This is a genomic window from Carnobacterium sp., assembly GCF_040274425.1.
In genome coordinates, this window is sequence record NZ_JBEMBC010000083.1 from 1 (window position 1) to 12319 (window position 12319).

The following is a 12319-nucleotide window of genomic DNA, read 5'->3' on the forward strand; positions in this document are numbered from 1 at the left end:
GTTATTAAAAACTGAAAGTTATGTAAGAAAATCTGAACTGCGGTTAATGCGTATCAGAAAATCAGAGTTAGTGATTATCGATGACATGATGTTCATGGCCATGGAAACAAATGAGGCTAATTTATTTTTTCAACTTGTCAGTGATTTGTACGAAAAAAGTTCCATTATCCTAACCTCCAATAAAGGTCCGGATAACTGGAGTAAGATGCTTGGAGATCAGGGAATCGCAACGGCAATTCTTGATCGTCTTCTCCATCGCTGTGAAGTTATCCATATGGATGGAGAAAGCCATCGAATGAAAAATAGAGAAACAATATTTGATTAATGAAAGTGCACAAAATTAATTAGCAAAAAGTGCACAATTGTAGTTGACAGTTACATTGAATTTGTGGGAAAGTAAATAAAACTAATTAAACAAAGGCCTAGCAGTACAATACTGCTTAAATTTAATTTTTTCTTTGAATTTAGCATATACATACCTATTTATATATTTTTTTGAATCTTTCGGATAAAAGAAAACGCTATTTATTAAAAAATCACTGCTTATTATACTTGTCAACTTGTCATACAATCTTTATAATACTAAATAATTAGCGTTATTTATTTAAATGACAAAACTGCAATTTAATATAATGGCTAAGGTGTCAAATGACACCTATTGTATATTGTATACTTTTAGATAGATTTATGAGAACAAAAATTTCTGACACTCAAACCATATAATTAGTTGGATTTTTATATACTTGTCTAATTGATGAGTAGGAAATTTAGATAAATATAAAATTTACTGATGATAGAAATATTTTGAAGGAGGTCTAAATATGCTAAAAATCGACAATCTAAACGTTAATTATGGTAAAAAAGAAATTTTAGACTCTATTAATCTTGAGTTTTACCCATCTGAAATTATTGGTCTAGTTGCACCAAATGGAGCTGGGAAAACTACGTTACTAAGAACTGTTTCTGGTCTAATTAAACCGAAATCAGGTCAGATATTAATCGATAATCTTAGCCGAAGTGAAGATAGAAAAGCCTATTACAAAAAAATCTATTTTGTGGAGAGTAATCAGACTCTATATCCAAATCTCAGTGGTATGGATCATTTAAAGTATGTGAAGGCTTCTTGGGATTCGCCAGTTGAAATAGAAAACGTTATCAAAAGGCTTGGAATTATTGAATATGTTAACCGACCAATAAAAAAGTTGTCTTTAGGTATGAAACAGCATATTTTAATGGCTATGTGCATCGTTAGTAATGCGGACGTTATTTTATTAGATGAACCAATGAACGGATTAGACCCGACAAGCATTAAAAAAATTAGTTCGTATTTAAAAAAAATGAAACAGGACGAAAAGACTATTCTTTTTTCTTCGCATATATTATCCAATATCGATGCTATTACAGATAAAATCATTTTCTTAAAAGACAAACAAGTAGCATATTTTTTGGATAAGAATAAAGAAAATCTATCTTCAGAAGATATGTATGAGCAACTTTATAATATGGAGGTCGAGATATGAAAGCACACCTACTTATTGAGTCTAAAAAACTTTTAAAAGATAAAACATATGTAGCTTTATTTTTCTTTCTTTTCTTTCTTTTCATTTCCCCTCTTGTTGTCACTATGGAATTTGATATGGATGCCCAAAAGATTGATTATATAAAAAGTGATATCATGATGACTGAAGAAGGTATTAGTCAAATGGAACAAGATGACGCTCAAGCAGCTGCAGCTGATGAAACAGAACGGTTGCAATTATTAAAAGAGTTGCTAAAAACATATGAATCGGGAAATATTTATGAAAGAACAAAAGCAGAATTAGCGCTAGAAAATAAAGTTTTAAAACAAATGGAATCAGGATCTGTTGTTGGAATTCCTATCATAGAGCAAAGAAAGAAAGTAGCAGAAATAGACTACTTAGTTAAAAATAAACTAGCACCACTCAGTGGCTTAGAGTATTCTTATGGCGGAATTAATTACATATTTACTGCGTTTCACAGTTTTATTCCATTTACATTTCTGCTTCTTCTTCCTGTTTTGGTCTATACAAATACTCTTTCTATGGAAAAGGAGAGAGGAACGAAAGACTTTTTAAATATGACCCCGTTAAAATATAGAACAATACTTTCCACAAAAATGAGTGTAGCCATTCTTTTTAGTTTCTTTGGTTTCTTGCTTTCATTGATACCAGTTTTCTTAGTTGTTTCTTTAAAAAATGGAATGGGGACCTTTAATTACCCTCTTGCTATATCAAGAGATCAACTATCTGTCCAAATACTAACCACAGGTCAATTTCTATTAAAATTTATTATCTTGTTATTTGCTATTTATATTTTTCTTGCTAGTCTAGCGTTATTGATCTCAAGGTTTACAGATAACTTTTTTATTTATTTATCTGTTATGCTGACAAGTGTCTTGCTTCCCACATTGCCTTTATTTAATAATACGGATTCGTTTTTTGCTAGAATTGCTCACTATATACCGTTCACTTATTTTGATTTAACAAAAGTAATTACATATGGGACAGAAGATTTCCCTGTAATTAATGAACATATTAACTTCACAGGTGGATTAATCTGTTTATTCGCTTATTCTATTTTATGTATCCTTATCTCTAGTGTCCTGATAAGTAAAAAAAGTAAGATTTAAACTTTATTTTTCTTTAAACGTCACAAAATGATAATCTAGATTCTATTATAAAAACTAGTTAACTTATATATTTTAAGTAATACATGAAATTGCTTAAAAACGTATTTTTAAAACCCGGTCTTAAAAAGTTTTTTTATGACTAGTTCTTTTTCGTATCTTATAAAAAATGTGTTGACTTTAAGTTAGATTTACCTTATATTCAATTAAAGACAAAATGAATCTGTAATTAAAGGAAGAGCAAAATGAAGTACTCAAAAGCTACAAACTATGCTTTACATTCTATGGTTCATTTGGCAATGGAATCTACCAGTGGAGCAGTCAGGGTAGAAGATTTAGCCAAACGCCAAAAAATATCCCCCACTTATTTGTCAAAAATACTGACAAAATTATCAAAAGCTGGATTGATCGTATCAACTCCGGGAGTAAAAGGTGGATACCGGTTACTGCGTTCACCAGAAGAATGTACATTTCTTGATATTATTCAAGCAATTGAAGGGTATGAATCATTATTGAACTGTACGATGTCTCATGATGGTAAGTGGAATAGACATTGCTTGATCGAACGTGCAGTAGCAGAGGCAGAGGATAAGCTGAAAGATGAACTTGCACGCAAGACAATTGCGGATATTTTGAAGCAAAGGCAAGAAAAAAATTAGTGTTTCGCTAATTTTTATGCTAATTGTAGATATTAAAGGTCTTTAATAGAGTTTATAGGAGGAGAAAAGATGATAGACGTTGTTGTAATCGGTGGAGGTCCAGCAGGTATGAGCGCTGCTTTAGTAGCCGGAAGAGGGAGAAAACAAGTGCTTCTTATCGATGAAGAAAAGCCCAGAAATGCTGTGACACATGAAACTCACGCTTTTTTAACGAGAGATAGAATTAAGCCAGAAGATTTCAGAAAAGAAGGCAGAAGAGATTTACTAAACTATCCAACCATTTCTATCAAAAATGAAAAAATTCTATTTATTGAAAAAACGCTGGAAAACTCATTTAAGTTGACCACCGAGTCAGGGGAAACAATTCAGACTAAAAATATCGTTTTAGCTACAGGAGTGAAAGAGACACTTCCGGATGTGAAAGGAATTGAACAGTATTACGGAAATAGTATTTTCTCTTGTCCTTTCTGCGATGGATGGGAAATGAAAGACAGACCCTTGGTACTCATAGCAGAATCGATTCAGGCTTTACATGTTGCTAAATTATTGAAAAACTGGACAGATGATCTGATTGTGGCCACTAACGGAAACAGTGTTTTTAATGCTGAGCAGAAGAAAGTTTTAGAAATAAATAATATTCGCCTGATTGAAGAAAGAATCGTTGAATTAAAAGGTACAGGTGGAGAACTTCAGAGCATTGTCTTCGAAAGCGGAGAAGAAATCAACAGATCAGGTGGCTTTTGTACAACAATGTTGGATACTAACTTTCCTTTTGTTGAACAATTGGGCATAGAAGTCAACGAAGCAGGCTTTATTGTCACGGATATGATGGGACACACGAATATCAAAGGTATTTACGCAGCCGGAGAAATAACAGGACCTTCTCAATTAATTGTTTCTGCCAGTCAAGGTCATATGGCAGGCGCAGGGATTATAGCGGACTCTTGTGAGGAAGCTTTTCAAGAAATATAAATAGATCTATAAAAAAGAGCGGAGTGAACGCAATGGGACATATAAATCAATTTAATCAATTGGCAGCAAAATACGATACAGCAAAAAATAAGGATATGGCAAAACGTTCTACCGATGCTATACGCAGTTTGTTAGATAAAAACCATACAAAGACAGCTATAGATTTCGGTTGCGGTACAGGAAATGTAGGTCTAGATTTGTTAGAGGATTTTGAATCTATGTTGTTTGTAGATGCATCTCCAGCAATGATCGAACAGGTTGAGAAAAAATTAGCAGATATAGATACTAAAAAAGCGTCCGTACTTTGTCTAGATATTGAAAAAGACGGTCATCTTCCCTATACAGCAGATACCATTATCCTTTCTTTAGTATTGCATCACATTTCCGACAGCCATAAATTATTAACAAAACTTTATGATGCCTTAAATGGAGATGGTCAATTACTGATTATTGAAATGGAAAAACTAGAAAAAACATCAAGTGGTCATGGACATGGAATGGATAGAGCTGTATTAACTGCTGATTTGTCAGAAATAGGCTTTCAAAACATCCAGTCAGACATCTTTTATGATGCGGAAAAAGAGAATGATGAACAAGAAACATCAAGGTTTATTCTAAGTGCTAAAAAAAATTAAAATAAAGGGTTTTAATTCTTCAGATACAAAAATAATTCACTTTAAAAATTGACAGTAAATTCCATAGAAACAGGTATTGATAAAATAGGCCATAAGGATACAAATATCCTTGTGGCCTAAAACACACTATTTTACATAGATTCATTTATTCGTAAAAATAAATCAAAAAAGTAACCGTTAAATTATACGGTTACTTTTTTGATGAATGCAAACCAATGGTTGCGTCATGTAAACTGTTGGTTGCTATTTATAGAGTATTTTTTATTATATAATTAATTCAACTATTAAAGGAGGGAAGGGGTTACGAAAAGGACTTTATTTTTAATAGATCAGATAATATCTGAATTAAGTTTTATTGGATTTAATCTAAATATTAAATTTTAAAGAAATTACTAACTATGTATATCTCAAAAAATTCATGTTTAGAGGGATCACCCATCTTTAAATATGACAAGGAGAATCCACATGCAGTTTCCATTAAATATTGTCGTTGCAGTCGTAATCTCTGCAATATACGTTTTAATCTCTTTCGGCCTTAAGTTACCTAGTAAATACAAAAAGAAGTTTCGTATTTACTCAGTTGTAGTCAATTTAATTTTTATTGTATTCCTATTAGGCTTTTCTATATTTTTCAAAACATCTTTGCCTAATCAAGGAATAAACATATACTATGATGGTTTATCTACATTGTATTTTTTGTTATTTATCCCTTTGGGAGTAATTTTGATACTATTGTTTAGGAAATTAATAATGAACGCAGATATCTATTTAGTTTTTTTGAAATATGTGATAATTATTGGAGCTATCGTTATATTGACAGGAATAATTGCTATAGGATATTTCCTTTTCATGTTAACTTTTTACGGTTTCGCTCCTTAATCTGCATAAAAAATTAACTTTGGCCTTTTATATTATACTTCAGCTAGCTAAAACCTAGATACATGAAATTACATAGAATAATGTATCTAGAGTCTTTAGATAATAAGGTTATTTTTATCAGAATATCTAATACAATTAGATTATAGTTATGGTTGTGAAAGGGAGGTGACTGATGGTATTCGTAAAAAATTCAATAGGATATAAATGGCCTATATTACTTTTTGAAGCTATGTTTTTGATTGGAGGAATTTTCCTAATAACTGCGGGAATAAAAATACGAAAACAAACCCCAATATTAGCTTTAATTATTATAGTTATAGGATCAATACTCATATTAGTTTCACTTTTTATATTATTGTATACATTCGTATTTGGATATAATTCTTAACAAGCTGAAATTTAATCGTTTTGATTACTTAATTAAATAAATTTAGATAGATTTAATATCTAAAAAAAGCAAATCTAGTATTAGGTTTGCTTTTTTTTAGGTTTTATTATAAAAATTAATCTAATTTAAAAACGGTTTATGTGTACACATTGTATATACTTTTGTGGTATAATGAAATTATAAAAAGGGAGGGCTAAAAATGATACAGATACCAGTAAAACAGTGGGGTAACAGTCATGCAATACGTTTACCAAAGAGCCTTTTAGAAGCATTGGAAGCAGAAAAAGATGATGAACTGAATGTTGAGGTAGTGAATCATTCGATTGTATTAACTAAAGCAGAAAAGGAATTAACTTTTGAAGAACTTTTTAAAGATTATAATAACGAGCAGTTCAGTACGGAAGTGCAAAACTTCTCTCCAGTTGGAAATGAAAAATGGTAAAACAGGGTGATATTGTAAAAATAAACCTAGACCCTAAACAAGGTCATGAGCAACAAGGATACAGACCATATATTTGTTTAAGTTATCATGGTGTAAGTGACTTTGCTAATATAGCTGTCTTTGCTCCTATATCTAATACAGAGCGAAATTATCCCTTGTATGTACCTTTGAAAGGTACTAAATCTACAGGCAAGGTTTTATTAGATCAATTAGTAACAATTGATTACAACTCAAGAAAGTATAATTATGTAGAAACTGTTCCAGAGAAATTGATAGATGAATTATTAATGAAAGTAAAAGTAATCTTTCAAAAAGATGAAAAGATAAAGTAGTTTTGACAGTGAAAAATTAAATTTAGCAATGAAGGCTATTAATAGTTAATGCTCAAAAGGACCCTATCGCTTAAAAAGCAGTAGAGTCCTTTTTGCTATTATTTATATTAAGTACTTAAGAAAATAACAGCATTTTCAATAATATCTTGTTGCGTTGCTTTAATTAGAAAGTGCATTTCTAGACACTTTTTTGTTTCTCCTTCTTAAACGTATAATAAACTTGAACTAAAAATATGACACCTGAATAAAAGGTTAGTATAAGTAGCATGTTATCTGTTTCTAGATTAAATTGATCATATAGAACGCCTGAAAAGAAATTAGCAAAAACTAAAAGGACTAGTAAACCTATTGGAACGATTAAATCTAATATTTTTACTTTTAAAGAAAGTTCTTTCCTAAAACTAATTACTTTTATTAAATTTAAAGTAATTAAAACACCTGCAGTAATAAAAACTCCTGAAAACATCCACCAGAATGAATCAAAAAAATGAGCCATCATAAAAGATCCTCCGTTCTTTTGTATTTTTAAATACTTACAAGTATATTTAAGCAATAAACTAACTATGTATCAAGTAAAACCTTTATTTTACGTGTATTCTTAAAGAGTAATTAATATAATATAATGCACGTTTTTTATAACCATTCTTTTAAAATACCTGTATTCATTTATATACAACTACAAAAAGCGATGTGATATGACTACATCTATCTAGTTATTGTAGTTCTATATTTTTTACTGATTTAAACGTTTTTAGAAAAAAACTTATTTATCAAAGATTACAACTTTTATATACCCACAAAAAACTGTTAAATATACCCACATATAAAATTAATTGTGGGTGTATAAACAGTTTTTTTGTAGTCATATCTCCAACACATGAAATTAGATAAAATTATGTATCAAAAGAAGCTCTCTCAGCACTCGAATAAGGAGTGTTGAGAGAGCTTCTTTGATTTTAGAACGAAAAAATTTCTTCGTATAATTTAATTTTTCACCCGTTCTTTAGTTGTTTTGTCGATAAATGTGAGTTCTAAGTTTAAACCGTCTGCAATTTTTGTAATGGTCTTTAGAGAAGGAGCATAAGAAAAGTTTTCTACACGAGCTATTTGAGCCTGAGAGACATATACTTTTTCAGCTAATTCTTTTTGAGTCATATTCTTTTCTCTACGAAGACTAGCTAATAAAGCGGTCAACTCAATAAGATTTTTATCTTCTTGAGAGATGCTGCTAATGTCTCTCTTTACATCTGTCCATTTCATACTAATCATCCTTTCTTACGTTCTAATCAATCAGCTAATTCACGTTTAGCTTGTTCAATTTCTCTTTTTGGTGTTTTTTGAGATTTCTTTCTAAACTGGTGTAATAAAATTAGTTGATTATCTTCTAAGGTTGCAAAAAATACGCGATTAGGAATTAGGCGTAATTCCCAAATTTTACCTTCAATCTGTTTAACAAGGGGCTCTCCTATAAAAGTTCCGTCATATTCCAGACGTTTCATTTGATAATAGAGCTTTTTTAAGGTGGATTTATTTTCTTTAGTTGGGTTACTATCCAGTTCTTTGATCCAATTCACTATTTGACTTTGGCCTTTTCTATCTTCATAGAACTCTATTTCATATTTTTTCATAGAAACTCCTATCACTCTTTGCACATCTCTATAATATATCAAAATTGATATATTACCAAGTTTGATAATCGCTTTTCAATACATGAAAAATGCTTAGAATCTTGTAACCAAAGCCTTAATAGTTCAAGGTTTCCTTTTTTTTTTAATTTTTAAATCTATTTAGTAGAGTAAATAAATTGAGTGAAGGGGGCATAATTTTTAATTGTATATAAATAATTATATACAATACCGAATAATAAAACTTAATTTTTAAGAACTAATAGAAATAATAATGTTAACTAAATTATGTGTTTATTGTGTATAAACGTGTTAAACTGTATTTATAGTAATATTTGAGGAGTGAAATTATGAATGATATGGAAAATATAAATATCAGAGATATAGAAATGTTGAGAGAAGTAGCTGAAGAACTACTTCAAAATAGGGAGTCTCCATCTAAAATTATTAGAGATCTTGCTTGGATAATTTTAAGCCAAAATGAAAGTGTTCCTGTGTCATTAAAGAGTATAAGGAATTTAATATCTGAGACTACCGGAAGAATTTTTTCTCCAGGGATTTATAGTGGAGCTATGAGAGATTTGACAGATGAAAGTAACGGAAGAATAGTCAATGTTGATCGTGGATATTATTTGTATGAAACTAACATAAAAAGAGGACAAATTATTAGAACAATTAACCAATGTAAAAAAGATTTAGATAATCTTGCTGTAGACAATATTTTAAGGTTATCTAACGAGGATATCCAAAGTATACAGATGATACCTCACATAATACAAGAACTTGATAACATAATTAAAAAAATAGAACAGTAATATGTGATTGTTCTATTGTGTTTTTTGTGTGAAGCTGTTATAATAGTAATTAAGCGTGGGTAAGAAACTTTTTTAATAAAAAATGGAGGTGCTTACATATTAGAACAAATAAAAAAAGTCCTCGCAGCTAATGATAAATAAGTGTATTTACTAGATACACTTTATGCTTGGAGGACTTAACTATGTACTGTTATATTCTAAATTAGCATATTTTTATCTACTTAGCAACTAAAGAATAATAAGTAGGAGTTAATTTAAATGACAGAAAAACAAAAAGTCGGAGATATAAATGACAAAGGTCAAGTATGGATTTGTTGCCGGTATATTGTGAAAAATGGTCATAAAATTTATCCTAAAAACGGAAAAGTTTTCTGTTTTTGGACAGCCCCAAAAGAAAAATAGAAAAAAATTAAACTCAGTAAAATCATACTGAATGATAAAGGACTCTAAGCTTAAACTGCAAGAGAGTCTTTTATCATTTGTTCAAAAAATAAAACCACAATAGTTTTAAGTTCTATTGTTAAGTTTAATAAAAATATATTTCAAGGGGAAATGACCATGGCTAATGCTGTATACTCAAAGACTTTAAATAAAATTATAACAGTTGACGAATTTGTAAGCTTAGAAGATGCTAATGAAATTGAAGACACAATTTTTTGTGAAACTAAAAATTGTGAAGCAAGATTTATATACCATTCAGCCTCCGAATCTAGAGGACATCATTTTCAAAAATTTCCAGGTAAAGAACATTCAGAGTTCTGTGAATTAAAAACTACACAATTTGTTACTAGAAATAAGACTTATTCAGAGAAAATAAAATCTACATTAAGTGATGACGGTTATGACAATACATTAAGTAGTGTTCTTAAATTTTTAGAACCTAAATTAAGACCATTATTAGCTGAAAGCCTTAACTCTGGTCCTAAGAAAAAAAAATCCGTAAAAACAGACAAAAATAGTGAACCAACTAATAATATTAATCCGGAATTTACGTTAGAGGAATCTAAAGAAGATAAAGATAAAAAAGAAAAAATTATTGCAGATGGTGGCAAAGTAAGAAATCCTTCGATTTTTAGAGTGAGCTTAAATCAATTATCTGAAAAACATAATTCAAGTATAAAAAAAACATATGGAATAATAAAAAAAATAAAAGAATTTAATGATCATTCCTTTGAAATTAGTATAAAAGACATTGATAGCGAGAAAAAAGCTACACTTGTTTTGAAAGAAGCCTTTTTTTCAGAAACTTCAGATGTAGGTTTGCCTGACTATTTAAGAATGCTGAAGAGCTATACGGCTAAAAAAGAATCTAAAGACGTAATTGTATTAACGGTGTTTGAATTAAAAGAATTTAATGAAGAAGATATAGTATTGTATATAAATGATGAAATTGGATTTAGAGTTGTTATTGACGATGGTTCTTCAAAACTTAAAAATAGAAAACTAGTTCAATTTGCTATATTATATAATACAAAATCAATTTAATAATTTTCAGATTAAAACTATTGTTAATACATGAAATTATATAAAATCGTGTATCGAGAATCCTATTCCAATAGGGTTCTTTTTTTCTATCGCTCTCCGACACACGATTATATGGTATATTAAACAAAATCATGTATCAATTTTGTGAGAGGAGAGGGCTTTTAAATGAGTTACAATGTCCAACCATTAAGAACGCAACAAGAAATAAACGACTTTTTATTCTGTTTAAGGCGCAATAAAAACGCAGATCGGGATGTTTTTCTGTTTTTGATTGGGATTAATAGCGGTTTGCGCATGTCGGATATCGTCAAATTAAAGGAAAAAGAACTTATTTCCTCAAAACCCCCGGATAGTAGAGAAAGAAATAGGCAAAATCTGTATTTTGTATTTGAGTAGTTTGTAGGACTTGATCCAAGACTGTACAAAAGGTCTAGAATCAGAAGATTATTTGTTTCCTAGCAGCAAACGCGAACATGTAGAAGTGAATACGGTCTATCAGATGTTTCAAAAGGCCGCTAAACTCTTAGGAAGAGACGATATTGGCACGCACACGCTGCGTAAGACGTTTGGTTACTACTATTACAAGAAAACCAAAGACGTGGCCACACTGATAGAAATATTCGGTCATAGCAGCGAGAAAATCACGAAACGCTATATTGGAATCAATGAAGATGAAATCATCGAAACGCTATTAAACTTTAGATTAGGTTTTTAGATTTATTCTAAATAAATTTTTTGTTGCTATAGTGATTATTATTTTAAGTAACTTTAAAGGAGTGTTTTAGTTGAATGAAGAACGAATTAGTTTGAGGAAAATCGATGGAAATGATTTTAAGTATTTAAAAGAATTATTGCAAAATAAACAACTAATGCTTCTTGGTTGGGGGGAAATCTATCCGGACAATCAGGTTAAATTTTGGATAGATAAAATAATTGAACAATATTCTCAATATGGATATAGTTATTTTCTCGTTGAAAATAAAGACACCAATGAATTTATCGGAATAGCTGGATTGATTCAAACTGAAATTAAAAGCAAGGATTGCACAGAACTTGCATATATCATAAAAGAATCCTATCAAGGTAAAGGATTTGGCTCTGAAGTTGCAAGAAAATTAATTCGAATGGCTTTTTATAAATTTAACTTAGATAGAGTGATAGCACAATTTGTTCCTACTAATATGGCTTCAAAAAAAGTTGTAGAAACCATTGGCATGAAGTATAAATTTACTTATACACGAATTCAAAATGGAAATGATAAAGAACATCTTGTATATGAAATTAAAAAATAAATATTTAAAAGCTTAATTAATACACTCACCATGTTTATCAAATAAAAAACATGTTTTAGGTACTCTTATTTGAGAGTGTAAAATATTTTGTGTAAATGAATAAAAAACATACAAAAAAGGAAGTCCCTTCTGTAGAATAAAGTTAACG

The 12319-nt window shown here is 29.9% G+C and carries 16 protein-coding genes and 1 pseudogene; 14 read left to right on the forward strand and 3 right to left on the reverse strand.

Annotated features, from left to right (window positions below; translation table 11 throughout):
* The 9 genes from ABS911_RS12460 to ABS911_RS12500 form a co-directional block, all read left to right on the forward strand.
* Positions 1-325: ATP-binding protein (locus ABS911_RS12460; protein WP_350467822.1), on the forward strand; the 325-nt coding region annotated here is incomplete at its 5' end.
* A gap of 496 nt (positions 326-821) precedes the next feature.
* Positions 822-1520: an ABC transporter ATP-binding protein gene (locus ABS911_RS12465; protein WP_350467823.1), complete on the forward strand. Its 699-nt coding sequence runs from the start codon at positions 822-824 to the stop codon at positions 1518-1520.
* Positions 1517-2650, forward strand: coding sequence for a hypothetical protein (locus ABS911_RS12470; RefSeq protein ID WP_350467824.1), 1134 nt, complete (start codon positions 1517-1519; stop codon positions 2648-2650). Before ABS911_RS12465 ends, ABS911_RS12470 begins: the two co-directional genes overlap by 4 nt.
* Positions 2651-2892: 242 nt before the next feature.
* Positions 2893-3306 carry an RrF2 family transcriptional regulator gene (locus tag ABS911_RS12475; protein ID WP_350467825.1) on the forward strand — a complete coding sequence of 138 codons (414 nt, stop codon included), beginning with the start codon at positions 2893-2895 and terminating at the stop codon, positions 3304-3306.
* Positions 3307-3375: 69 nt separating this feature from the next.
* On the forward strand, positions 3376-4278 hold the full coding sequence (locus ABS911_RS12480; RefSeq protein WP_350467826.1) for an NAD(P)/FAD-dependent oxidoreductase: 903 nt from the start codon (positions 3376-3378) through the stop codon (positions 4276-4278).
* Positions 4279-4310: 32 nt separating this feature from the next.
* Positions 4311-4913, forward strand: a complete 603-nt coding sequence (locus tag ABS911_RS12485; protein WP_350467827.1) for a class I SAM-dependent methyltransferase — start codon at positions 4311-4313, stop codon at positions 4911-4913.
* A gap of 1051 nt (positions 4914-5964) precedes the next feature.
* Complete coding sequence (locus ABS911_RS12490) at positions 5965-6180, forward strand: hypothetical protein (protein ID WP_350467828.1); 216 nt, start codon at positions 5965-5967, stop codon at positions 6178-6180.
* A gap of 199 nt (positions 6181-6379) precedes the next feature.
* Positions 6380-6622, forward strand: coding sequence for an AbrB/MazE/SpoVT family DNA-binding domain-containing protein (locus ABS911_RS12495; protein ID WP_350467829.1), 243 nt, complete (start codon positions 6380-6382; stop codon positions 6620-6622).
* Positions 6616-6954 carry a type II toxin-antitoxin system PemK/MazF family toxin gene (locus tag ABS911_RS12500; protein WP_350467830.1) on the forward strand — a complete coding sequence of 113 codons (339 nt, stop codon included), beginning with the start codon at positions 6616-6618 and terminating at the stop codon, positions 6952-6954. Before ABS911_RS12495 ends, ABS911_RS12500 begins: the two co-directional genes overlap by 7 nt.
* 178 nt (positions 6955-7132) lie before the next feature.
* On the opposite strand, the gene ABS911_RS12505 is transcribed toward ABS911_RS12500, so the two are convergent.
* The 3 genes from ABS911_RS12505 to ABS911_RS12515 form a co-directional block, all read right to left on the reverse strand.
* The gene (locus ABS911_RS12505; protein ID WP_350467831.1) at positions 7133-7453 is read right to left on the reverse strand and encodes a hypothetical protein; all 321 of its coding nucleotides are present in this window, start codon (positions 7451-7453) and stop codon (positions 7133-7135) included.
* Positions 7454-7938: 485 nt separating this feature from the next.
* Positions 7939-8214 carry a helix-turn-helix transcriptional regulator gene (locus tag ABS911_RS12510; RefSeq protein ID WP_350467832.1) on the reverse strand — a complete coding sequence of 92 codons (276 nt, stop codon included), beginning with the start codon at positions 8212-8214 and terminating at the stop codon, positions 7939-7941.
* A gap of 26 nt (positions 8215-8240) precedes the next feature.
* Entirely contained in the window at positions 8241-8582 is a 342-nt protein-coding gene (locus tag ABS911_RS12515; protein ID WP_350467833.1) for a type II toxin-antitoxin system RelE/ParE family toxin, read from the reverse strand.
* A gap of 347 nt (positions 8583-8929) precedes the next feature.
* On the opposite strand from ABS911_RS12515, the gene ABS911_RS12520 reads away from it, so the two are divergent.
* The 5 genes and pseudogenes from ABS911_RS12520 (at position 8930) to ABS911_RS12540 (ending at position 12171) form a co-directional block, all read left to right on the forward strand.
* Entirely contained in the window at positions 8930-9394 is a 465-nt protein-coding gene (locus ABS911_RS12520; RefSeq protein ID WP_350467834.1) for a hypothetical protein, read from the forward strand.
* Positions 9395-9652: 258 nt separating this feature from the next.
* Complete coding sequence (locus ABS911_RS12525; RefSeq protein ID WP_350467835.1) at positions 9653-9796, forward strand: hypothetical protein; 144 nt, start codon at positions 9653-9655, stop codon at positions 9794-9796.
* 156 nt (positions 9797-9952) lie between these two features.
* Positions 9953-10879 (forward strand): hypothetical protein, encoded by a 927-nt coding sequence (locus ABS911_RS12530; protein WP_350467836.1) that lies wholly within the window; start codon positions 9953-9955, stop codon positions 10877-10879.
* Positions 10880-11044: 165 nt separating this feature from the next.
* Positions 11045-11594, forward strand: a pseudogene (locus tag ABS911_RS12535) (tyrosine-type recombinase/integrase).
* Between the two features lie 70 nt (positions 11595-11664).
* Positions 11665-12171, forward strand: a complete 507-nt coding sequence (locus ABS911_RS12540) for a GNAT family N-acetyltransferase (protein WP_350467837.1) — start codon at positions 11665-11667, stop codon at positions 12169-12171.
* Positions 12172-12319 lie beyond the last annotated feature (148 nt).

Coding starts and splice junctions, on each gene's coding strand:
- ABS911_RS12465 (WP_350467823.1), top strand. CDS start 822: ATGCTAAAAATCGACAATCTAAACGTTAATTATGGTAAAAAAGAAATT.
- ABS911_RS12470 (WP_350467824.1), top strand. CDS start 1,517: ATGAAAGCACACCTACTTATTGAGTCTAAAAAACTTTTAAAAGATAAA.
- ABS911_RS12475 (WP_350467825.1), top strand. CDS start 2,893: ATGAAGTACTCAAAAGCTACAAACTATGCTTTACATTCTATGGTTCAT.
- ABS911_RS12480 (WP_350467826.1), top strand. CDS start 3,376: ATGATAGACGTTGTTGTAATCGGTGGAGGTCCAGCAGGTATGAGCGCT.
- ABS911_RS12485 (WP_350467827.1), top strand. CDS start 4,311: ATGGGACATATAAATCAATTTAATCAATTGGCAGCAAAATACGATACA.
- ABS911_RS12490 (WP_350467828.1), top strand. CDS start 5,965: ATGGTATTCGTAAAAAATTCAATAGGATATAAATGGCCTATATTACTT.
- ABS911_RS12495 (WP_350467829.1), top strand. CDS start 6,380: ATGATACAGATACCAGTAAAACAGTGGGGTAACAGTCATGCAATACGT.
- ABS911_RS12500 (WP_350467830.1), top strand. CDS start 6,616: ATGGTAAAACAGGGTGATATTGTAAAAATAAACCTAGACCCTAAACAA.
- ABS911_RS12505 (WP_350467831.1), bottom strand. CDS start 7,453: ATGATGGCTCATTTTTTTGATTCATTCTGGTGGATGTTTTCAGGAGTT.
- ABS911_RS12510 (WP_350467832.1), bottom strand. CDS start 8,214: ATGAAATGGACAGATGTAAAGAGAGACATTAGCAGCATCTCTCAAGAA.
- ABS911_RS12515 (WP_350467833.1), bottom strand. CDS start 8,582: ATGAAAAAATATGAAATAGAGTTCTATGAAGATAGAAAAGGCCAAAGT.
- ABS911_RS12520 (WP_350467834.1), top strand. CDS start 8,930: ATGAATGATATGGAAAATATAAATATCAGAGATATAGAAATGTTGAGA.
- ABS911_RS12525 (WP_350467835.1), top strand. CDS start 9,653: ATGACAGAAAAACAAAAAGTCGGAGATATAAATGACAAAGGTCAAGTA.
- ABS911_RS12530 (WP_350467836.1), top strand. CDS start 9,953: ATGGCTAATGCTGTATACTCAAAGACTTTAAATAAAATTATAACAGTT.